The organism is Yimella sp. RIT 621, assembly GCF_004146205.1.
GTDB classification, from domain to species: domain Bacteria; phylum Actinomycetota; class Actinomycetes; order Actinomycetales; family Dermatophilaceae; genus Yimella; species Yimella lutea.
In genome coordinates this window covers 108,878-130,236 of sequence record NZ_SEIP01000006.1, presented here as the reverse complement: position 1 = coordinate 130,236, position 21,359 = coordinate 108,878, and the positions used below count along the sequence as shown (strand labels likewise).

General features: G+C 67.0%; 18 protein-coding genes. 8 read left to right on the top strand and 10 right to left on the bottom strand.

Going from position 1 to position 21,359, the window contains the following annotated elements; all coding sequences use genetic code 11:
• Positions 1 to 6 precede the first annotated feature (6 nt).
• Positions 7 to 390: an NADH-quinone oxidoreductase subunit A gene (locus EU513_RS07515; protein WP_240795965.1), complete on the bottom strand. Its 384-nt coding sequence runs from the start codon at positions 388 to 390 to the stop codon at positions 7 to 9.
• Between the two features lie 222 nt (positions 391 to 612).
• The gene (locus EU513_RS07510) at positions 613 to 2,055 is read right to left on the bottom strand and encodes an HNH endonuclease signature motif containing protein (RefSeq protein ID WP_240795964.1); all 1,443 of its coding nucleotides are present in this window, start codon (positions 2,053 to 2,055) and stop codon (positions 613 to 615) included.
• Positions 2,056 to 2,301: 246 nt separating this feature from the next.
• Here EU513_RS07510 and EU513_RS07505 point away from each other — a divergent pair, with 246 nt between their 5' ends.
• The 7 genes from EU513_RS07505 (at position 2,302) to EU513_RS07475 (ending at position 9,959) form a co-directional block, all read left to right on the top strand.
• Positions 2,302 to 2,922 carry an urease subunit gamma gene (locus EU513_RS07505; protein ID WP_129625272.1) on the top strand — a complete coding sequence of 207 codons (621 nt, stop codon included), beginning with the start codon at positions 2,302 to 2,304 and terminating at the stop codon, positions 2,920 to 2,922.
• The gene (locus EU513_RS07500; RefSeq protein WP_129625271.1) at positions 2,919 to 4,628 is read left to right on the top strand and encodes an urease subunit alpha; all 1,710 of its coding nucleotides are present in this window, start codon (positions 2,919 to 2,921) and stop codon (positions 4,626 to 4,628) included. The genes EU513_RS07505 and EU513_RS07500 overlap by 4 nt, the downstream gene beginning before the upstream one ends.
• Entirely contained in the window at positions 4,628 to 5,263 is a 636-nt protein-coding gene (locus EU513_RS07495; RefSeq protein ID WP_129625270.1) for an urease accessory protein UreF, read from the top strand. Before EU513_RS07500 ends, EU513_RS07495 begins: the two co-directional genes overlap by 1 nt.
• A 4-nt stretch (positions 5,264 to 5,267) precedes the next feature.
• A complete protein-coding gene (gene ureG, locus EU513_RS07490) occupies positions 5,268 to 5,987 on the top strand; it encodes an urease accessory protein UreG (protein ID WP_129625342.1) in 720 nt (239 codons plus the stop codon).
• A complete protein-coding gene (locus EU513_RS07485) occupies positions 5,971 to 6,660 on the top strand; it encodes an urease accessory protein UreD (RefSeq protein WP_129625269.1) in 690 nt (229 codons plus the stop codon). Before ureG ends, EU513_RS07485 begins: the two co-directional genes overlap by 17 nt.
• A 354-nt stretch (positions 6,661 to 7,014) precedes the next feature.
• Complete coding sequence (locus EU513_RS07480) at positions 7,015 to 8,883, top strand: 2-oxoacid:acceptor oxidoreductase subunit alpha (RefSeq protein WP_129625268.1); 1,869 nt, start codon at positions 7,015 to 7,017, stop codon at positions 8,881 to 8,883.
• Entirely contained in the window at positions 8,880 to 9,959 is a 1,080-nt protein-coding gene (locus EU513_RS07475; protein WP_129625267.1) for a 2-oxoacid:ferredoxin oxidoreductase subunit beta, read from the top strand. The genes EU513_RS07480 and EU513_RS07475 overlap by 4 nt, the downstream gene beginning before the upstream one ends.
• A gap of 289 nt (positions 9,960 to 10,248) precedes the next feature.
• Here EU513_RS07475 and EU513_RS07470 read toward each other — a convergent pair whose 3' ends face one another.
• Positions 10,249 to 11,007 carry an enoyl-CoA hydratase/isomerase family protein gene (locus EU513_RS07470; protein WP_129625266.1) on the bottom strand — a complete coding sequence of 253 codons (759 nt, stop codon included), beginning with the start codon at positions 11,005 to 11,007 and terminating at the stop codon, positions 10,249 to 10,251.
• 77 nt (positions 11,008 to 11,084) lie between these two features.
• Between EU513_RS07470 and rarD the strand changes: the two genes are divergently transcribed.
• Positions 11,085 to 12,017: an EamA family transporter RarD gene (rarD, locus tag EU513_RS07465; RefSeq protein WP_240795963.1), complete on the top strand. Its 933-nt coding sequence runs from the start codon at positions 11,085 to 11,087 to the stop codon at positions 12,015 to 12,017.
• Between the two features lie 110 nt (positions 12,018 to 12,127).
• Here rarD and EU513_RS07460 read toward each other — a convergent pair whose 3' ends face one another.
• The 7 genes from EU513_RS07460 to nuoL all read right to left on the bottom strand — a co-directional run bounded on the left by EU513_RS07460 (position 12,128) and on the right by nuoL (position 21,287).
• On the bottom strand, positions 12,128 to 13,426 hold the full coding sequence (locus EU513_RS07460; protein WP_205744698.1) for a D-arabinono-1,4-lactone oxidase: 1,299 nt from the start codon (positions 13,424 to 13,426) through the stop codon (positions 12,128 to 12,130).
• Positions 13,419 to 14,564, bottom strand: coding sequence for an alanine racemase (locus tag EU513_RS07455; protein ID WP_239702414.1), 1,146 nt, complete (start codon positions 14,562 to 14,564; stop codon positions 13,419 to 13,421). Before EU513_RS07455 ends, EU513_RS07460 begins: the two co-directional genes overlap by 8 nt.
• Positions 14,561 to 15,172: a TetR/AcrR family transcriptional regulator gene (locus EU513_RS07450; RefSeq protein WP_129625263.1), complete on the bottom strand. Its 612-nt coding sequence runs from the start codon at positions 15,170 to 15,172 to the stop codon at positions 14,561 to 14,563. The genes EU513_RS07455 and EU513_RS07450 overlap by 4 nt, the downstream gene beginning before the upstream one ends.
• 152 nt (positions 15,173 to 15,324) lie before the next feature.
• Positions 15,325 to 16,335, bottom strand: a complete 1,011-nt coding sequence (locus EU513_RS07445; RefSeq protein WP_129625262.1) for a polyprenyl synthetase family protein — start codon at positions 16,333 to 16,335, stop codon at positions 15,325 to 15,327.
• A gap of 7 nt (positions 16,336 to 16,342) precedes the next feature.
• Positions 16,343 to 17,884 (bottom strand): NADH-quinone oxidoreductase subunit NuoN, encoded by a 1,542-nt coding sequence (nuoN, locus tag EU513_RS07440; protein WP_129625261.1) that lies wholly within the window; start codon positions 17,882 to 17,884, stop codon positions 16,343 to 16,345.
• On the bottom strand, positions 17,884 to 19,431 hold the full coding sequence (locus EU513_RS07435) for an NADH-quinone oxidoreductase subunit M (protein WP_129625260.1): 1,548 nt from the start codon (positions 19,429 to 19,431) through the stop codon (positions 17,884 to 17,886). Before EU513_RS07435 ends, nuoN begins: the two co-directional genes overlap by 1 nt.
• Complete coding sequence (gene nuoL, locus EU513_RS07430) at positions 19,431 to 21,287, bottom strand: NADH-quinone oxidoreductase subunit L (protein ID WP_129625340.1); 1,857 nt, start codon at positions 21,285 to 21,287, stop codon at positions 19,431 to 19,433. Before nuoL ends, EU513_RS07435 begins: the two co-directional genes overlap by 1 nt.
• Positions 21,288 to 21,359 lie beyond the last annotated feature (72 nt).

Genomic DNA, 21,359 nt, shown 5'->3' with positions numbered 1-21,359 from the left:
GGCAGGTCAGTCGACATCGCTCACCCAACTGAGCACGCCGCGGCGGGCCGCGTGCGCGAGCCCGACCAGCAGGACGCTGATGAAGATGCCCATCTCGACCAGGCTGGTCATTCCCAGGCGGCTGTCGCGCAGCACGAGAGCCCAAGGGAACAGATAGACGGTGTCGATCGCGAACACCAGGTAGAGGAAGGCGTACGCCAAGTAGCGGACCTTGGTCTGCGCCCAGCCCGTGCCGACCGGGTCGACGCCCGATTCATAGGTCGCCAGCTTCGCGGGGTTCGGATCGACCGGCGCAAGCAGACGGCGCGCGATCATCGCGGCCACGAACAGCAGGATTCCGGCGACACCGACCCCACCGAGCACGAGGTAGCCACTGAGTCCGGAACGCACCCGAGCAGACTAACCAAGTTGCCCGAAATCCCCATGAACGCCACGGATGACGGACAATCGCGCACCGGCGCGTTCTCCTTGGATCACGCTCGAGACCACCCGAACGCTGGTCGAGCAGGCGCGAAGCGACAGCGGACCCCCGTCCTGAGCCGACGCGAGGGACGAGCGTCGAAGGGATCGAGACCACCCGAACGCTGCTCGTGGTGACGCCGCCGAGCCTGATCAGGCTGCCGAGGCGTTCTTGTGGTGGTGCCAGGTGACGGCGTTGTCGGTGACGGTGGCGGTGAGGTGGTCGCGGTGGACGATGCGGTGGTGGGTGGTGCACAGCAGGGCGGAGTTGTTGAGGGAGGTTTCGCCGCCTGCCCACCAGGCCACGACGTGGTGGACTTCGCACATGACGGGTGGTCGGGTGCATCCGTCGTAGGTGCAGTGTTTGTCGCGTTGGATCACGGTTCTTCGGAGTTCTTTGTCGACCAACCGGACTTTGCGTCCGACATCCAGGGGCTGACTCTTGGAGCCGAGGACCATCGGGATGATCTCCGCATCGCAGGCGAGTTGTCGGATCGTGTCGGGGGTGACACCTACCCCGGTGTCGGTGACCCCGAGTCCGGCGAGGGCTTTGGCGAGCACCTCGTAGTCGATGGTCACGACCAGCCGGGCCGAACCGAACGTCTTGATGCTGCCGTCGCCGTCGATCCCTTGGGCGCCCATGGCGATCAGCGTGAGTAGCGCGTCCGCGCGTCGTTTACCCGGGGACCGAGTGTCCGGTTCACCCGTCTTCGCAGCACCCTCGTTGTGGCGGTGGTTCGGCTCGTCACAGCAATCGGTGACCGGCGCCGGGGCGGACAACGCACCGATGGCGTGCTTCACGATTTCTGCGTGGTCGGGTGACAGGTCCGCGATCAACCGGACCATGCCCTCGGGCAGGTTCATCCAGGTCAATGATTCGTGTGGCCGGACGGCGTCTTCCGTGTCGTCCAGGACTTCATCACCGAATGCCGCCATGATTCGTTTGGTCAGTTCGTGGACTGCTTTGGCGCCGGACCCGGGTTCCAGGCCGAGGAACCAGGAGAACACCTCACCCCGGTCCGCCGTGGGCAGCACCGATTTGACCTTGTCGATGTTGTCGAGCGCGGTCTTGGCGATGGTGGTGTTCACGCTTGCGGTGCACACCGCGTCCGCCAACACCTGATTCAACGGCGACCGGCACGCATCGGCGAGTTTGCTGATCCGGGCCGCGTGCGCCGGCTCGATCCCCGACCGCAACACGGTCGAGACGACCGCTTCCCCGGCGACGCCGGCCGGGTCACTGGTGGGTTCGCTGCTCGCCGAGGCCACGGGCACCAGAGGGCCTGCCACCGACAGGGTCTGCGCGCCCAACAACCCGTGTACGGGTTCACCGGTCGACAAGCGTTGCACCCACTGGGACGTGTCCGCGGCGGTGGACCGGTCGATCACACCCCGACCGATCGCGTCCGCCGTCAAGGCGACCAGCGAGGCCTCGGCCTGCTGCATCATCACCACCAACGACTGCGCGGTCGCTGTGAGTTCGACATCGGTGAGGTTCGAGGAAACCGACGCCAACCGTTCCACGGAGGCGAGCACGTCCGACACCGCCGAGGCGCATTCGGCTGCTTCGCCGGGGTATGAGGTGGTCTCGAGCATGTCCTTATCGTACAGGTGTTCGAACCCGCACGGAAGGCCTTCCATACCCCAATTTCGTTCGCTGACAACGAAATTCGCTACCCGCTGGTATCCACAGCCCCCGTCCGAGCACGCAGTTGTCCACAGCGCGACTCATGCCGTTGACAAACGCGCCTGACCACGCACGCCACCTCTCGGCCGAGTCTTTCCACCGCCGGAATAACCACGAAACATCCCTGACACATCCGCTTGCCAGAGTCACCCGTCATGCACCTGATGCCCTCCGACACCGAGAAGCTGCTGCTGGCCGTGGCCGGCATGGTGGCCCGCGACCGGCTCGCGCGCGGGGTGAAGCTCAACCACCCCGAGTCCGTAGCACTGCTGTCGACCTGGGTGATCGAACACGCTCGTGACGGAGCGTCGGTGACGCAATTGATGGAGGAAGGACGCGAGGTGCTCACGGCCGACCAGGTGATGAACGGCGTCGCCGAGATGATTCACGACGTCCAGGTCGAGGCGACTTTCCCGGACGGACGCAAGCTGGTCACCTTGCACCATCCCGTGCAAGGCGGGCCGGCCGAAGCGCCCGGCGCAACCAGACCGGCGCAGACCGAGCGAGAAATCAATCCGCGTCCGGCCGACGAGCGCATCTCGCTCACCCTCTCGAACACCGGTGACCGTCCGATCCAAGTCGGCTCGCACTTCCACCTGCCCGACACCAATCCGGCACTCGAGTTCGATCGCGCTGCGGCGCAGGGGTTCCGGCTCGATGTGCCGAGCGGCACGTCCGTCCGATTCGAACCGGGCGTTTCCCGCGAGGTGAGCGCCGTCAGCCTGCGCGGCGAACGCGTGGTGGCCGGCCTGCAGGTGAAGGAGAACCCACGATGACGCGCATCAGCGCCGGCAAGTACGTCGACCTCTACGGACCGACCACCGGCGATCAGGTGCGGCTCGGCGACACCGACCTGTGGATCGAGATCGAACGCGACCTCACCGCCGAACGACCCGACGGCTCGATCAGCTACGGCGACGAAGCGGTCTTCGGGGGTGGCAAGTCGATCCGGGAATCGATGGCGCAGGGGTCGACCACCAGCGCCGACGGCGCGCCCGACACCGTCATCACCGGCGTCACCGTGCTCGACCACGCCGGCATCGTCCGCGCGGACGTCGGCATCAAGGACGGACGGATCGTCGCTCTCGGACGGGCCGGCAACCCGGACGTGACGGACGGCGTCCACCCGGCGCTGCGCATCGGCCCCTCGACCGACATCATCAGCGGCGAACACAAGATCTTGACCGCCGGCGGCATCGACCTGCACGTGCACTTCTTGTCGACCAGCCAGGTGCACGAGGCCCTCGCCGCGGGACTCACCACGCTGGGCGGCGGCGGCACCGGGCCGTCGGAGGGTTCCAAGGCCACCACGGTCACACCCGGACCCTGGCACCTGCGCAATGTGCTGCAGGGCCTGGACCACCTGCCCATCAACGTGCTGCTCATGGGTAAGGGAAATACCGTGAGCCACAACGGTTTACGCGAACAGGCCGAGGCCGGAGCTGCTGCCTACAAGGTGCACGAGGACTGGGGTTCGACCCCCGCCGCGATCGACGCCGCCCTGCGAGCAGCCGACGAGTTCGGTCTGCAGGTCGCACTCCACAGCGACTCGTTGAACGAAGCCGGGTACGTCGACTCGACGCTGCGCGCGATCGGCGGACGCACCATCCACGCCTTCCACACCGAGGGCGCCGGCGGCGGTCACGCGCCCGACATCATGTCGATCGCCTCACACCCGAATGTCCTTCCGGGATCGACGAATCCGACGCTTCCGCACACCGTCAACACCGTCGCCGAGCACCTCGACATGCTGATGGTCTGCCATCACCTCAACCCGTCCGTACCGGAGGACCTGGCGTTCGCCGAGTCGCGGATCCGGGCCACGACGATCGCCGCCGAGGACCTGCTGCACGACCTCGGCGCCCTGTCGATGACCTCCTCGGACGCCCAGGCGATGGGACGCATCGGCGAGGTGATCACCCGCACCTGGCAGGTCGCGCACGTGATGAAGCACCGCGTCGGATCCCTCGGCGGCGCGGCAGACAATCTGCGAGCGCGCAGGTACGTGGCGAAGTACACGATCAACCCGGCGATCGCGCACGGCATCGACCACCTTGTCGGCTCGGTCGAGGCCGGCAAGCTCGCCGACCTCGTGCTGTGGGACCCGGCTTTCTTCGGCATCCGCCCTGCTGTGGTCGTCAAGAGCGGCGCCATCGTGCGCGCCGCACTCGGCGACCCGAACGCGTCCATCCCGACCCCGCAGCCCGTTCTCATGCGGCCCGCACTGACCGCCGAGGCCGCCCACGGCATCACGTTCGTGGGCCCCCTGGCCACGGACATCGGTCATCGCTACGGGCTTCGCCACGAGATCCAGCCCGTACGCAACACCCGCGAGGTGACCAAGGCCGACATGGTGCTCAACGACGCCTGTCCACGCATCGACATCGATCCGGAGACCTTCACGATCGCGATCGACGGCGCGGTTGTGCAGCCGTCACCGGCTACCGAACTCCCACTCGCACAGCGTTATTCACTCTTCTGATGTCCAGTCATGCACTGCTGCTCGCCGATGCGCGTCTGCCCACCGGCGGCCATACCCAATCCGGCGCCCTCGAGCCGGCCCTTCTGGCAGGAATGCCCGAGGCCGAGATCGAACAATTCCTCGTCACTCGCCTGCGCACCAGCATTCGGGTGGACGCGGCGACGGCGGTGGTGACCCGCACCGACCCTGAACGTGTCGAGGACGTCATCAGCGCCTGGAACGCTCGCACGCCCAGCCACGTGGTGCGCGAGGCGTCCTGCCAGGCTGCCCGCGGCTACCTTCGGCTCGGCGTACGCGGCGGGCTGGACGCTCGCTGGAATCGCCGCACGGACGTCCCTCGTCCGGTCGCCGTCGGTCTGCTCGCCGCACATTGGAGACTGGACGCCGAGGAGACCGCCCGCGTCGTGTGCCATGACGAGGTGCAGGCGGTTGCGTCCGCCGCCCTGAAACTCGCGCCACTCGACCCGATCGACACCGTCGGCTGGTCGCTCGGCGTTGCCGACGAGATCGACGAAGTGGTCGACGCGGTACGCGAACTGACCTCGCCCGACCACATCCCGGCTGCAACCGCCCCGCTGTTGGAGCTGTGGCAGCACGCCCATCCCACTCACACCAGGAGACTCTTCCGTGCCTGACATCATGCTCGAAAACCCCACTCGCGCAATGCGACTCGGCGTCGCCGGACCGGTCGGCACCGGCAAGTCGTCACTCATCGGACTGCTCTGCCGCGAACTCGGCACCCAGCTCGACCTCGGTGTGATCACCAACGACATCTACACCGACGAGGACGCCCGGATGCTCCGAAGCGCAGGAGTCCTGGACGCCGACCGGATCCGTGCCGTGGAGACGGGGGCGTGCCCGCACACCGCGATCCGGGACGACATCACGGCCAATGCGACCGCCGTCGAGGATCTCGAATCCGATTACCCCGGAATGGAACTCGTGTTGATCGAGTCCGGCGGCGACAACCTCACCGCAACCTTCAGCCCGGCCCTCGTCGATGCGCAGATCTTCGTGCTCGACGTCGCGGGAGGCGGCGACGTCGTCCGCAAGGGCGGCCCTGGCATCGCCCGTGCCGACATGTTGATCGTCAACAAGACCGATCTCGCGCCGTTCGTCGGCGTCGATGCGCAACTGATGCGGCACGAGGGCGAGGTAGCCCGCGACGGCCGACCGGTGATCGCCCTGTCGCGCAACGATCCGGCGTCCGTGCAGTCCCTCACCGACTGGGTACTCACCACCCTCGCCGCCTACCGGGCGGGCGACCACCAGGCGATCGACCCGGGTCCGATGGCTCCGCATTCGCACGCCGACGGCACCACCCACGAACACGCGGGCGCCGGTGCCCACAGTCACTGAACCGCGCACCACCCGCATCGAGGTACACCCCGCAGGAGACACCGTCCGGACGAGGATGCGCACCGGTGTCCTGTCGCCGCGCATCACCCACCAGCAAGGTCACCGGCTGAGCATCACCCTGGTCGCGACCGAGGCCCTACTTCTCGGCGGTGACCACGTCGTGCTCGAGGTCGTGGTGGGTGAGGGTGTACGACTCGACCTCACCGACGTCGCCGCCACCGTGGCGTACGACGGCCAGGGACACAGCGCTCGTTGGACGACGCGCCTCACCGTCGCATCCGGCGCGAGCCTGCACTGGTGGGGCGAGCCGCTCGTGGTGTGCGACGGTGCAATCGTGCACCGCTCATTGCATGCAGCCGTGGCCGAAGGAGGCGAACTACTCATGCGCGACGCCGTCCGTCTGGGCAGGCACGGTGAGCACGGCGGCGAACTGCACTGCGAGACCCTCATCGAGCACGCCGCCCGGCCTGCCGTTGTGGAACACCTCGTTCTCGACGATTCCCATCGCGACCTGCCCGGGTATCTGGGCGAGCACCGCACGATCGACACGGTCACGATCGTCGGCCGACGCCCATCCCCGGCGACCGACATCTTCGAACTCGCTTCCCCCGGAGCGATCCATCGCACATACGAATCGCCTCGGCAACGAGGCATTTTCTCGCGCTGGCAGTGACCAGTCGACGTCCGGCGCCTTGGTGTCGGCACTCGGACTGCCGGCCACCAGATCGCCGAGATCACCAGCGAGACGATCACCGCCGATCGCACACCCGAGATCGTGCTGTCGAGTTCACGGGACTAGAGCGCGAGCGGCTGCTTGCCCGCGTCCTGGACGTACGTGTCCCACCAACCCACACGTTGACCCTGTGCGCGCACTCACCCTCGACGTATGTATAACGTGACGTTAAGAATTCCATAACGCGGACGGATTCCGGTGTTTCTCGGACACAGGCGTACCGTTGTGGGAGTTAGCACGTCCTAACTCGCGAACCAACCTCCGCGAACGCGAACCTCGAAGAAGACGGGTCCAGTGAGCAGCAAGCAGTCCCAAGCACTCGACCGTGTGGTCATTCGTTTCGCCGGCGACTCCGGCGACGGCATGCAGTTGACCGGTGACCGATTCACCGCCGAGACGGCCTCGCTCGGCAACGACCTGTCGACGTTGCCCAACTTCCCCGCCGAGATCCGCGCGCCCCAGGGCACGCTGCCGGGTGTCTCCAGCTTCCAGCTGCACTTCGCCGACCACGACGTGCTCACCCCGGGTGACGCACCCGACGTGCTCGTGGCGATGAATCCCGCTGCACTCAAAGCGAATCTGGGTGATCTGCCACGCGGCGCGACGGTCATCGTCAACACCGACGAGTTCACCAAGCGCAACCTGGCCAAGGTCGGTTACACCACCAGCCCGTTGGACGATGAATCCCTCGCCTCGTGGCAGGTGCACCCTGTCCCGCTGACCTCGATCACCGTCGAGGCGCTGCAGGAGTTCGAGAGCCTGAGCCGCAAGGACAAGGAACGCGCGAAGAACATGTTCGCGCTCGGCCTGCTGTCGTGGATGTACTCGCGTCCGCTGGAGGGCACCGAGAAGTTCCTGTCCACCAAGTTCGCCAAGTTGCCCGACATCCTCGCCGCCAACATCAAGGCACTGCACGCCGGTCACGCGTACGGCGAGACGACCGAGGCGTTCGGAGTCCAGTACGAGATCGCGCCGGCCCCGATGCCGCAGGGCACCTACCGCAACATCACCGGAAACGTAGCTCTCGCCTACGGATTGGTGGCTGCGTCGCACCGTGCGGGCATCCCGCTGACACTCGGCAGCTACCCGATCACGCCGGCGTCCGATCTGCTGCACACTCTGTCGGGGCTCAAGCGCTTCAACGTCATGACGCTGCAGGCCGAGGACGAGATCGCCGCTGTCGGTGCCGCACTCGGCGCGTCGTTCGGTGGGTCGCTCGGTGTCACCACGACCAGCGGACCCGGCCTCGCGCTCAAGGCCGAGACCATCGGCCTCGCGGTCTCCCTCGAACTGCCCCTGGTGATCGTCGACGTGCAGCGCGGTGGCCCGTCCACCGGCCTGCCGACCAAGACCGAACAATCAGACCTGCTGCAGGCGATGTTCGGCCGCAACGGCGAGTCCCCCGTGGCCGTCATCGCGCCGTGCACCCCGATCGACTGCTTCGACGCCGCGCTGGACGCCGTTCGCATGGCCACGAAGTACCGCACCCCGGTCATCGTGCTGTCCGATGGTTACCTGGCGAATGGTTCCGAGCCGTGGCTGGTGCCATCCGTGGACGAACTGCCCGATCTGACAGTCGAATTCACCACCGAGCCCAACGACGTGGACGCCGACGGCAAACCGGTCTTCCACGGCTACAAGCGCGATCCGGAGACGCTCGCTCGGCCGTGGGCCGTGCCCGGCACCCCCGGTCTCGAGCACCGCGTCGGCGGTATCGAGAAGGCCGACATCACCGGCAACATCAGCTACGACCCGGCCAACCACGACCACATGGTGCGCACCCGCGCCGCCAAGATCGCCGGCATCGAGGTGCCCGACATCGAGGTCGACGACCCGAGCGGCAAAGCCAAGGTGCTGGTGCTCGGCTGGGGTTCGACCTACGGACCGATCCAGGCCGCGGCACGGCTGGTGCGTGCCGGCGGCGCCGAACTGGCCACCGCACACGTCCGCCACCTCAACCCGTTCCCGGCGAACCTCGAAGCCGTGCTCAAGGCATACGACCGGGTGATCGTGCCGGAGATGAACCTCGGCCAGCTCGCGATGCTGCTGCGCAGCAAGTACCTCGTCGACATCAAGTCGCACACCGCCGTCCGCGGATTGCCTTTCACCGCAACCGAACTCGCCACCGTCATCACCGAACACCTCGAGGAGGTCTCGCAGTGAGCATCGACCTGGGCATGCCCGCCACCATCGGCGGCGGCACCGCCGGCGTCCCGACCACCGACGCGAAGCAGACCAAGAAGGACTTCACCTCCGATCAGGAAGTGCGCTGGTGCCCTGGCTGCGGCGATTACGCGATCCTCGCCGCCGTCCAGGGCTTCCTTCCCGAACTCGGCCTCAAGCGCGAGAACATCGTGTTCGTCTCCGGCATCGGTTGCTCCAGCCGTTTCCCGTACTACCTCGACACCTACGGCATGCACTCGATCCACGGTCGCGCCCCGGCCATCGCGACCGGGCTCGCCACCTCGCGCGGTGACCTGTCGGTGTGGGTCGTGACCGGTGACGGCGACGCGCTGTCGATCGGTGGCAACCACCTGATCCACGCGCTGCGCCGCAACGTGAACATGACGATCCTGTTGTTCAACAACAAGATCTACGGCCTCACCAAGGGTCAGTACTCCCCCACCTCGGACGTCGGTGCCGTGACGAAGTCGTCGCCCGCCGGTTCGGTGGACCGGCCGTTCAACCCGGTCTCGCTGGCGCTCGGAGCCGAGGGCACGTTCGTCGCCCGCACCATGGACTCCGACCGCAAGCACCTCACCGAGACGCTGAAAGCAGCTGCGGCACACCGCGGTACGTCGCTGGTGGAGATCTACCAGAACTGCCCGATCTTCAACGACGGAGCCTTCGAACTGCTGAAGGACCGTGACGAGGCGACCGCGCGCCTGCTGCACCTCGTGCCCGGCGAACCCGTCCGTGCCGGCACCGGCGACGACGTGCGCGTGGTCGTCAGCGCCGAGAACGGTTCTCTCGCCGTCGTTCCCGAGGCGGACGCCGATCCGAATCGCATCGCGCACCACGACCCCACCGACCTCGGACTGGCGTTCGCGCTGTCCCGCCTGGACGACCCGTCGTTCGCACATGTACCGATGGGCATCTTCCGCCAGGTCGAGGTGCCGACGTACGACGACGGTGTACGCGCCCAGATCGACCAGGCCACCGGCGGCGAACAGGTGGCCGACGCCGACCTGCAGCAACTGCTGTCCGGTGCCGACACCTGGGACGTCAACGCCCGCTGAGTCTGTTCTGTCGGTCTGTGCCCAGGCGGATTCCGTATCGCCTTCGGGCGGCCGGCTTTTCGAGGCGTCCAGGTTTCAGGCGGGCCTCGAAGGACCCGGGCTTGCGGGCTCGTTGCGTCCTCAGGTCGTCAACGATGCGCACCTCATGGACAGGTGCGCAGGTTGCGTCCACATGCTCACGCCGTGTCCGGAATGCGCACGTTATGACGTGCGCATCCGGACGCAGCCTGGGCGCTTGCACGTGCCCTGCGCAAACTCTCGGGACGTTCAACCAGGGGCCGCGGCGCGTTCAGCGGCCCTCGAACATCGGCGTCTCGCGCGCGAGCGAGGCCTCGATACCCGCGGCCGCATCGGCGGTCTGCATGAGTCGCGCCTGCTCGTCCACCTCGCGCTGCAAGGCGGCGTCGAGGCCGGCGAGCAGTTCCGCACGCAGCGTCGAACGGATCGAGCGAACCGCCAGCGGTGCGGACGCCGCGATCTCACGGGCGAGCGCGAATGCCTCCTCCCGCTCATGTCCGTCGTCGGCGAGCCGGTCGATCAACCCGATCCGAAGCGCCTGCGTGCCGCGCACCGAGTGACCTGCGTAGAGCATGTACGCGGCGTGCTGCGGGCCGACGATGCGTGGGACAGTCAGCGATGTCGCGAAGCCCTGGTGGATGCCGAGACGGGCGAAGTTGGCCTGGAAGCGGGTCTGCGCCGACGCCACCCGGAAATCCGCTGCGCAGGCCAGCCCGAGTCCACCGCCGACCGCGGCACCTTGCACCGCCGCCACCACCGGAATCTCGAGCGCGAAGATTCGTTTGCCCGCTTCGTACAACGCCGAGATCGCGCCGTACGGGTCGGCCCGGATCTGTCCGGCGGCGAAGTCGGCGCCGGCGCAGAAGTGCTTGCCCGCCGACGCCAGCACGATGGCCCGTACACCCGCGTCCTGAGCGTGCTCCCCCGCGTCTGCGATCGAGTCGAGTAATTCGCGATCGAAATGGTTGGCCGGCGGACGCTTCCACTCGATCAACGCGACGTGGTCGTCGATGGTGAGGTTCACACTCATGACACCCATCCTTCCGGTCGCGGATCAGCGGCTGAAACCGGTTCGATGACAGCCGATCGATGCCCTACCGTTCACTGGTGAGGCGCGAACGGGACGAGGTCAGCAAGGGCACGGTCTACGGGTTCGCGGCTTACCTGCTCTGGGGCGCGTTTCCGCTCTACTTTCACCAGCTGCTGCCGGCGGGCGCCTGGGAGATCCTGGTCCATCGCATCCTATGGACGCTCGTCGTCTGCGCGATCGGCGTCGTGGTGTTGCGACGAACCGCGTTCATCCGCAAGCTGATTCGCGACAAGCGGCGAATGGCACTGGTGACGATCGCCAGCCTGCTCATCGCGACCAACTGGCTGGTCTACGTCTACGCGGTCAACACCGGACGCACCAGCCAAGCGTCCCTCGGCTACTTCCTCAACCCGTTGGTGACGATCGCACTCGGCGTGGTCGTGTTGCGCGAGAAGCTGCGCCCGTTGCAGTGGATCGCCGTGGCGATCGGCGCGGTGGCCTGCCTGTACCTCACCGTCGAGGGCGGCACGTTCCCGTGGATCTCACTGGTGCTCGCGTGCAGCTTCGCCTCCTACGGTCTGGCGAAGAAGCGCATCGGCGGATCACTGTCGGCGTTCGAGAGCCTGGCGGCCGAGACGGTCATCCTGTCCCCGATCGCGCTGGTCGCACTCTTCCTGCTCGCCGGGCGGGGCGACACCACGTTCGGCTCCGAGGGCGCCGGTCACACGCTGTGGCTCGCGTCGTCCGGGATCGTGACCGCCATCCCGTTGCTGCTGTTCGCTGCCGCCGCGTCACGCGTCCCGCTGGTCACCATCGGGCTACTGCAGTTCGTCACGCCGGTGCTGCAACTGCTCTGTGCGGTGCTGTTCCTCGGCGAACACCTGTCAACCGCACGCTGGATCGGCTTCGCGATCGTCTGGCTGGCCCTCGCCGTCCTCAGCGCCGACTCGCTCGCCAACGCCGGCCGCTCCCGACGGTCGGCGAGGTCGGCGCGAAACGCAGCCGTCTGAGAGACCTGCACGTCCGAAGCGGTTCGATGTTCCAGTCGCTTCGTTCGCTGCAGAGGTTTCGGCGCGTCCGCCTTCGTCGCTCAGGCGTACGGCTCAACCAGCAGAGATGATCAGGGGCCGAGGACGCGGTCGAGGTAGGGGTTGGTGAACACCCGCTGCGGGTCGAGTCGGTCACGCACGGCCACGAAGTCGTCGAACTTCGGGTACACCTTGCGCAGATCGTCGGCGCCGAGCTCGTGCATCTTGCCCCAGTGCGGGCGCGCCTCGTAGTCGCGAAGGATGTCCCAGAACGCCGCGAAGTACTCCTCGTGCGGACGCGTGCGGAACTGGTGCACGGCGATGTACGCCGACTCGCGGTCGTAGGAGGTCGACAGCCAGACGTCGTCCGGCCCCGTGAAGCGCACTTCGACCGGGAAGCAGGTGGCGGACGGGTGCGCGCGGTGCCACTCGTCCAGCCGCTGCAACACCTCGACGGCGTCGGCTCGGGGCACGGAGAACTCGGTCTCGCGGAAGACCACGTCGCGCTCGGTCGGGTACACGATGTGCGACCAGTCGGTGTAGGTCTTGGCCGAGAGTGCACGAGCGGAAACCTGGTTGATCAACGACGTCGCCCGCGGAACACGTCCGGCGAAACGGTTGACCGCCTCGAACACCTTGTTCGACAGCAGATCGTTCTCCAGTCGGTCCTTCCACGCGGGCATCGGTGCACGCCTGGACTCCTCGCGGTGGCGCGAATTCGTCTTTGTCAGAACGCGATCGGTGTCGGGAAACCAGAAGAACTCGAAGTGGTCGTGGGCGGCGATGCGCTCGTCGACCTCTGCCAGCACCGTCCGGAAGGAAGCCGGTCCTTCCTGCGCGGTCAGCAGGTAGCGGGGCTCGCACTGGTACTCGATCGCGGTGATCACACCGAGCGAGCCGAGGGTCAGCGCGACGGCCGGCAGGAGCTGCGAATTCTCGCAGTCGCAGACGCGCAGCAACGTGCCGTCGGCGAGCACCAACTCCACGCCGCGCACCATGCCGGAGAACCCGGTGAAACCGACACCGGTGCCGTGCGTACCCGTCGAGGTCGCGCCCGAGAGCGTCTGCCGGTCGTAGTCGCCTTGGTTCGGCAGACCGAGGCCTGCTTCGTGCAGCGCGACCACGGCGTCCTTGAGGCGTGTGCCCGCACGCACCCACGCCCGTCCGGTGGAAGCGTCCGCGCTGATGAGCCCACTGATGCGGTCCATCCGCAACTGAATGTCGACCGGTTGGCCGATCGCGGTGAAGGAGTGGCTCGCGCCGATCGGCTTGACCTTGCGACCCGAGGCGAGCGCCTGCGCGCAGATCTGCTGGACGTGCTCGACGTCGCAGACCTCGACGATCTCGACGTCGGCCGTGGCGGTACCGCTCCAGTTGCTCCACTCAGCCAAAGTTCTTCCCTTCGCCGCGATAGGTCGGGACGCGACCTGTCACCTGCCCGTCGCTGATCAGCACGATCTCGTCGAAACGCTCACACATCTCACCCGCCTTCGCGTGCCGGAACCACACCAGGTCACCGAGTTCGAGATCGCGGGCAGCCTTGCCGCGCAACGGACTCTGCACCTCGCCGGCGCCCTCCTGCAGGAAGTAGGACAGTCCGGACGGGTGGGTCGGGGTGGGCAGGCGCGAGCGGTCGGCCGCACCGGAGGCGAGGTAGCCGCCACTGAAGGTGACGACGACGTCGGCGCGCGGCTTGCGCGTCACCGGCGAGACGAACCATGCCGCGGGTTCCACCCGTAGGTCGTCGAAGCCGTCGAAACTGGCGGGCGAGAAAAGGCCTGAGCCTGCTGCGAGTTCGGTGATCGCCGGGTCGAGATGGGTGGTGTGCAGGCTGCCGGTGCCGCCGCCGTTCACGAACTCCAGGGACGCGTGCTCCTCGACCGCTGATCGGATCGCGCCGCGGTCACGGGTGAGCTGATCGAGCGACAGCTTCTTCACGATCCGCATGCCGGCCTTGTTGTCGGGCACTCCGGCGACCTGCGCCTCGTAGAACATCATTCCGACCAGCGCGAGACCGGGAGTTGCGGCCGCGTGCGCTGCGAGGCGGCCCGCCTCGTCCGCGGTGTGCACGCTGGATCGGTGCGCACCGATCGACAGCGCCACCAGCCGCAGCGAGCAGTCGACGTCGATCGAAACCCGCAGCGGCACGTCCTGAGCGAACCGGGCCAGCCAGTCGATGTGCTCGGGCAGATCGACCATGAACGTGATCGCTGCGGCCAGCGTGGGGTCGGCTGCAACGGTCCGCACCGATTCCTCGTCCACGGTCGGGTACGCGACCACGACATCGTCGATTCCGTTGCGTACCAACCAGATCGCCTCGGCCACTGAGTAGCCCAGCACTCCCTGGTAGCACTTGAAGGACAGCGCGCGTTCGATCAGCGATCGCACCCGGATCGACTTGGATGCGACCCGGATCGGCATTCCACCGGAACGGCGAAGCATGCCCGCGGCGTTGGCGTCGAAACGATCCAGATCGACGACAGCGGTCGGGACACCGGCCTTCGTCAGCGCTCTCCAGGGCTCGGTCAATCGGACCCCGCGAGCAAGGTGTCGATCGTCATTCCGAAGATGACGGCGTAGCCGTCGAGCACCTCGAGGGCCGCCTCGTCGTCGCCGTCGGCGATCCAAGCAAGGGCGACACCGTCGGTGACGGCAATGATCATGCGGGCCAGCGTCTGGCTCGGCAGCGGCAACTCCGGCACGGAATCCAGCAGGCGCTGCTCGATGAACCGGGCGACGGTCGCGAAGGAACGCTGGAACATCATCTTCGCCAGCTCGGGGCCAGGCTCCTCCTGGCGCACCAGGTGGGTTGCGAGCTCGTAGATCAGCCGCTGGCGGTCACGGTTGCCGCCGGCCTCGACCCAGTACGCCCGGAAGGCCGCGCGGATGATCCCGGTGTAGTCGTCGGGCGCGATTGCGCTGAGGTCGACCTCGAGGGTCGGCTGCGCGATCGACTCGACCACGGCCTCCAGCAGAGCGCGCTTGGATCCGAAGCAGTAGTGGACCGTGCCCAGGGAGACCCCTGCTTCGGCGGCGATGCGGCGGACCGTCGCCGCTTCCAGGCCTTCGTTGAGCGAGACCCGAATGGCCGCCTCGACCAGTTCGGTACGACGAATGGCCGCGGGAGTGCGTGACATGGGGTTCTCCTTCTCCCGGTCTTGAACGGCCGTTCAAGACAATACCCGGTGATTCCCGGATATTTCAGCACTCTTGATCTTGACGGGTGTCAACCGGCTCCGAACCGGCGCGTAGCACTATCCGCTCGACCACCGGGCCGAGTCCGCTCGGCTCAGGCAGAGCGTTCGGCAACTCCCTCGGGCAGCGCCCGCAGCGTCTGCACTGCATCGCTGTCCCCCAGCCCGTCCAAGAGCGCCCGAGCCGATGCCGCCACGGCGACGGTGTGCTCACGCGCCTGTTGCAGCGCCGGGTGGGCACGCAGCAACGCCAGCGCCTCGGCGTGCTCCGCGGGATCGGTGAGCGGCCGGGATACCAACTCCTTGAGCCGATCATCGGCAGGGTCGGTCGACGCCAACGCGTACAGCACCGGCAACGTGCGCACGCCCTCGCGCAGGTCGGTGCCCGCGGGTTTACCCGAGACGTCCGAACTCACGTCGAGCACGTCGTCGGCCAGTTGGAAGACCATGCCGACCAGCTCGCCGTACTTGGTGAGCGTCTCGACGACGTCGTCCGCAGCGCCGCTGAACATCGCACCGTAGCGAGCCGCGGTCGCGATCAACGAGCCCGTCTTGTCGGCGAGCACGTCGAGGTAGTGCGCCATCGGATCGGCATCGGCCGGGGCCTGACGGTCGTCCTCGATCTGACCGGTGCACAGCCGGACGAACGTCTCGGCCTGAATGCGGACCGCATCCGGTCCGAGCCCGGCCATGATCGCCGACGCCTTGCCGAACAGCAGGTCGCCGATCAAGATCGCGGTCGAGTTGTCGTACTCGGCGTTCGCGCTGGGGACACCGCGACGCAGGTCGGCCTCATCCATCACGTCGTCGTGGTACAGCGAGGCGAGGTGGGTTAGTTCGACACCCACCGCCGCGTCGACCACCTGCTCATTGCGTCCGTCACCGAGTTCGCAGGCCAGCAGCGTCAGCAACGGGCGGAACCGCTTGCCGCCCGCCTCGACCAGGTGCTTGGAAGCCCCGGCGATGAACGGGTCGTCATGCTGGACGACCTCCCGCAGCCGCGCGTCGACCTGTGTGAGTCCCTCGGCGAGCCGGGTCGCGAGCTCTTCGCTCGCGCCCGGCACACCGATGGTGGACGTGTCGGTAGGGCTCGTGGACATGCTCATGACCGGATCAGCGCAGGAACTGCGAGGCGTGGCCCGCGATGTCCAGCAACGGTCCCGGCAGCACACCGAGCGCCAGCGTGATCGCGGTACCGGCGGCCACCGCTACGGCGGTCAGCGGCGACGGCATCGCCACCTGGACACCCTCGGCCGGCTCGGAGAAGAACATCAGCACGATGACGCGGACGTAGACGAACGCGGTGATCGCGGAGACGATCACGGCCACGACGACCAACCACACCGAGCCGTGCTTGACGGCCGGCGCGAACAACGCGAACTTGCTGGTGAAGCCCGACGTCAGCGGGATACCCGCGAACGAGAGCATCAGGAAACCGAACACACCGGCCAGGATCGGGCTGCGACGGCCGAGGCCCGCCCACTCCGACAGGTGCGTCGCCTCGACGCCCGATTTACGCACCAGCGCCACGACCGCGAAGGCGGTGATGGTCGCAGCGCCGTAGGTGGCGACGTAGAACTGCACACCGGCGACCGAATCCTTGTCGAGCGCGGTCAGCGCGAGCAGCAGGAAGCCTGCGTGCGAGATCGAGCTGTAGGCCAACAGACGCTTCATGTCGGTCTGGGTGATCGACAGCACCGCACCGACGACCATCGTCAGCAGCGCGACGATCACCATGACCGGCTGCCAGGTCCACCGCATCGTGTCGAACGCGACATAGAAGACGCGCAGCAACGCACCGAAGGCGGCGGCCTTCGTACACGCAGCCATGAAGCCCGAGACAGGGGTCGGGGCACCCTGGTAGACGTCCGGCGTCCAGGAGTGGAACGGCACCGCACTGACCTTGAACAGCAGGCCCACCGCGATCAGGATGATGCCGAGGACGAGGACGGAGTCCTGGCCGCTCTGGGTGCCGACGGCGTTGGAGATCGACGCCAGGTCGAGCGTGCCCGCGAAGCCGTAGATCATCGCCGAACCGAACAGGAAGAACGCCGAGGAGAAGGCTCCCAGCAGGAAGTACTTCAGGGCGGCCTCCTGCGACAGCAGGCGACGGCGACGAGCCAGACCGGTGATGATGTACAGCGGCAGCGAGAGCACCTCGAGCGCGACGAACATCGTCAGCAGGTTGTTGGTCGAGGGGAACATCATCATTCCGGCGACCGCGAACAGCGTCAGCGGGAAGACCTCGGTGGTGGTGGCGCCCAGGCGCTCGGCCTGAGCCTCCTGCGGCGAACCGGGCACCGATGCACCGGACTGGGTGAACGCGTCCGCACCGTCGGAGGTGAAGCGCTCGGCCATGACCAGGACGGCCAGGAACGACAGCACCAGGATCGTGCCCTGCATCATGAGCGCCGGGCCGTCGATCACCAGGGCGCGACCGGCGGTCACACCCTGGTGGTCACGCGCGACGGTCACCAGCAGGACGAACGCGGCCACCAGGCCGATGAGGGTCACGGCGAGCTGCGCCGCGTACCTGGCCTTGCGGGGCGCGAACGCCTCGATCAGCACACCCACCATCGCCGCACCGAAGATCACGAACATCGGCAGCAGCGCCGAGTACTCGATCTGCGCCTGCGTGAAGGTATTGGGATCCATTACTTGGCGCTCCCGTCAACGGCCGCACCGGTCTTCGGAGCGGGGTCGGTCACCCCGACGTGCTGCAGCGTCTGCGTCACGGCGGGCTTCAACATGTCAAGGGCCGGCTTGGGGTACACACCCAGACCGATCAGGAAGGCGATCAGGACTGCGGCGACGACCTTCTCGCGGACGTCGAGGTCGCGCACGGCGGCGAACCGCTCCCCCTCCGGCTTCGGACCGGTCATCAGGTGCTTGTACATCAGCAGGATGTAGATCGCGGCCAGGATGACGCCCACCGCGGCGATCGCCGCAGCCAGCCAGTACTTGCCGAAGGTGCCCACCATGACCAGGAACTCCGAGACGAAGGAGTTCAGACCCGGCAACGCCAGACCGGACAGACCGGCGATCAGGAATACACCGGCGAGTACCGGGGTGACCCGCTGCCAACCGCCGTAGTCGGGGATGTTCTGGCTGCGACCGCGCACCACGAGGAAGCCGGCGAACAGGAACAACGCACCGGTGGTGAAACCGTGGTTGATCATGTAGAGGTTCGCGCCGACGTGCGAGGTGCTGGTCATCGCGAAGATGCCGAGCACGATGAAGCCGAAGTGGCTCACCGAGGTGTAGGCGATCAGGCGCATCATGTCGGTCTGGCCGATCGCCACGATCGCCGCGTAGATGATCGAGAAGACCGCCAGCGTGATGACCACGGGCGTCGCCCACTTGGACGCGTCCGGGAACAGCTGCAGGCAGAACCGGATCATTCCGTAGGTGCCGACCTTGTCAAGCACACCGACGAGCAGGACGGCGACGGCCGGCTTGGACTCGGCGGCGGCGTCCGGCAACCAGGTGTGCACCGGCGCCATCGGGGCCTTCACCGCGAACGCGATGAAGAAGCCGACGAACAACCACTTCTGGGTATCGAGCGGGATGTCGATCCCGGTCAGGCGGCTGACCAGGAAGCCGTGTTCCCCACCGGGACCGGCCTGGAACAGGCCGATGACCGCGACGAGCATGACGAGTCCACTGGCGAGGGAGAAGATCAGGAATTTCACTGCGGCGTACTGGCGGCGCGGGCCGCCGAACTGGCCGATCAGGAAGTAGACCGGGATCAGCATCGCCTCGAAGAAGACGTAGAACAGGAAGACGTCCGTGGCGGCGAAGACACCGACCATGAAGGTGGCCAGCACCAGAAGCAGCGCGTAGTACGCCTTCTGCCGGCCGGGGGTGTCGTCCTCGACATCGCGCCAGGCGGCCAGGATCGCGATCGGCACCAGCACCAGGCTCATCAGGATGAGCGCGAGCGCAATGCCGTCGACACCGAGCGCGTAGGAGACACCGAACTGCTTGATCCAGGTGTGCGTCTCCGTCAGCTGGAACTGCTGACCGCTGCCGCCGGTCTTGAACTGGGTCGCCGCGGCGATGCCCAGACCGAGGGTGATCAGCGAGAACACCAGCGCGACCAGGCGCGCCGAGGCCGCGGCTGCCTTCGGCAGGCAGCCGATGACGATGGCGCCGACCAACGGCACGACGCCGATCGTCGTCAACCAGGGGAAGTTGGACATCAGTTGATCACCCACAGCAGACCGAGGATCGCGACGATGCCCACGAGCATCGTTGTCGCGTAGGAGCGGACAAAACCGTTCTGCAGCTTCGCCAGGCGCGAGGAGCTGCCGCCGATCATCGCGGCCGTGCCGCCGACGGCGCCGTCGATGCCCTTGTTGTCGGCGAAGACCAGCGAGCGGGTCAGGTGCAGGCCGGGACGAGCGAACGCGGCCTCGTTGAGGTCGTCCTGGAACAGGTCGCGACGCGCGGCACGCGTGGCGAACGAACCGACCGGCGGCGTCACGGGGACGTCGTCGCGCCAGTAGCGCATCCACGCCAGGGCCACACCCACGGCGACGAACAGGATCGTCAGCGCCATGATCACCGGGATCGCGATGACCGGGTGCTCACCCTCAGGGTGGGCGCCGACCACCGGCTCCAGCCAGTGCGGGAAGTCCAGCAGCGTGAGGGCCAGACCGAGGAAGGCCGAACCGACCGCGAGGATCATCATCGGCACCGTCATCGACAGCGGCGACTCATGCGGGTGGACGTCGTCGGTCCAGCGGCGCTTGCCGTGGAAGGTCATGAAGAACAGACGCGACATGTAGAACGCGGTGATACCCGCGCACAGCAGCGTCGCCCCACCGAAGACCCACGGACGCCAGCCCTCACCGATGAACGCGGCCTCGATGATCTTGTCCTTGGACCAGAAACCGGACAGACCCGGCACACCGATGATCGCCAGCCAGCCGAGGCCGAAGGTGATCCAGGTGATCTTCATGACCGAGGACAGCCCGCCGAAGCGGCGCATGTCGACCTGATCGTTCATTCCGTGCATGACCGAACCGGCACCGAGGAACATGCCCGCCTTGAAGAAGCCGTGCGTGACCAGGTGGAAGATCGCGAACGCGTACCCGACCGGGCCGAGACCGGCGGCCAGGATCATGTAACCGATCTGCGACATCGTCGAGGCGGCCAGCGCCTTCTTGATGTCGTCCTTGGCACATCCCACGATCGCACCGAACATCAACGTGATCGCACCCACGATGCAGACCGCGAGACGGGCGTCCGGCGTGGCGTCGTAGATGACATTGCTGCGGACGATGAGGTACACACCCGCGGTAACCATGGTGGCCGCGTGGATCAGCGCCGAGACCGGCGTCGGGCCGGCCATCGCATCGCCCAGCCAGGCCTGCAGCGGGAACTGCGCCGACTTACCGCAGGCGGCGATCAGCAGGAAGATTCCCATCGCGGTGAGCGCGCCCTTGCCGGCTCCCGCGACCTGCTCGTTGACTCCGGCGAAGTCGACGCGGCCGAAGGTGGCGAACATCGTGAACATCGCCAGCAGCAGACCGAAGTCACCGACACGGTTCATGATGAACGCCTTGTTGGCGGCGGTCGCGTACGCCGGGTTCCAGTTCCAGAAACCGATCAGCAGGTAGGAGGCCAGACCCACGCCTTCCCAGCCGAGGAACAGACCGACGTAGGAGTCGGCGAGCACCAGCGTCAGCATCGCGGCGATGAAGAGGTTCAGGTAGGCGAAGAACCGGCGCTTGTCCGGGTCGTGCTCCATGTAGCCCAGGGAGTACACGTGGATCAGCGAGCCGACGAAGGTGATCAGCATGACGAAGGTCATCGACAGCTGGTCCATCAGCAGGCCGAAGTCGACGTTCAGCGCGCCGGCGTCGATCCACGAGAACAGCTTCAGGTGCGCTGCGCGGTCGTGCCTGTCCTTGCCGAGCATGCCGAGCAGGACGGCGAGGCCGACGCCGAAGGAGGCCCAGGACAGCACGGTCGCCAGCAGCGGACCGATCTTGTCCAGCTTGCGTCCGCCGAGCAGCAGCACGGCAGCACCCAGCAACGGCAACGCGATCATCAGCCAGCCCAGGGACGCGATGCCCTCGGCGGCGTGTGCGGTCTGCGCCTCGCCGGACGCCAGGACGGCGCC

Excerpts from the sequence above, each read along its gene's own strand:
- EU513_RS07505 (WP_129625272.1), top strand. The coding sequence starts at position 2,302 with ATGCACCTGATGCCCTCCGACACCGAGAAGCTGCTGCTGGCCGTGGCC.
- EU513_RS07500 (WP_129625271.1), top strand. The coding sequence starts at position 2,919 with ATGACGCGCATCAGCGCCGGCAAGTACGTCGACCTCTACGGACCGACC.
- nuoL (WP_129625340.1), bottom strand. The coding sequence starts at position 21,287 with ATGATCGCGTTGCCGTTGCTGGGTGCTGCCGTGCTGCTGCTCGGCGGA.
- EU513_RS07470 (WP_129625266.1), bottom strand. The coding sequence starts at position 11,007 with ATGAGTGTGAACCTCACCATCGACGACCACGTCGCGTTGATCGAGTGG.
- EU513_RS07435 (WP_129625260.1), bottom strand. The coding sequence starts at position 19,431 with ATGTCCAACTTCCCCTGGTTGACGACGATCGGCGTCGTGCCGTTGGTC.
- EU513_RS07510 (WP_240795964.1), bottom strand. The coding sequence starts at position 2,055 with ATGCTCGAGACCACCTCATACCCCGGCGAAGCAGCCGAATGCGCCTCG.
- nuoN (WP_129625261.1), bottom strand. The coding sequence starts at position 17,884 with ATGGATCCCAATACCTTCACGCAGGCGCAGATCGAGTACTCGGCGCTG.
- ureG (WP_129625342.1), top strand. The coding sequence starts at position 5,268 with ATGCTCGAAAACCCCACTCGCGCAATGCGACTCGGCGTCGCCGGACCG.
- EU513_RS07445 (WP_129625262.1), bottom strand. The coding sequence starts at position 16,335 with ATGAGCATGTCCACGAGCCCTACCGACACGTCCACCATCGGTGTGCCG.
- EU513_RS07450 (WP_129625263.1), bottom strand. The coding sequence starts at position 15,172 with ATGTCACGCACTCCCGCGGCCATTCGTCGTACCGAACTGGTCGAGGCG.
- EU513_RS07495 (WP_129625270.1), top strand. The coding sequence starts at position 4,628 with ATGTCCAGTCATGCACTGCTGCTCGCCGATGCGCGTCTGCCCACCGGC.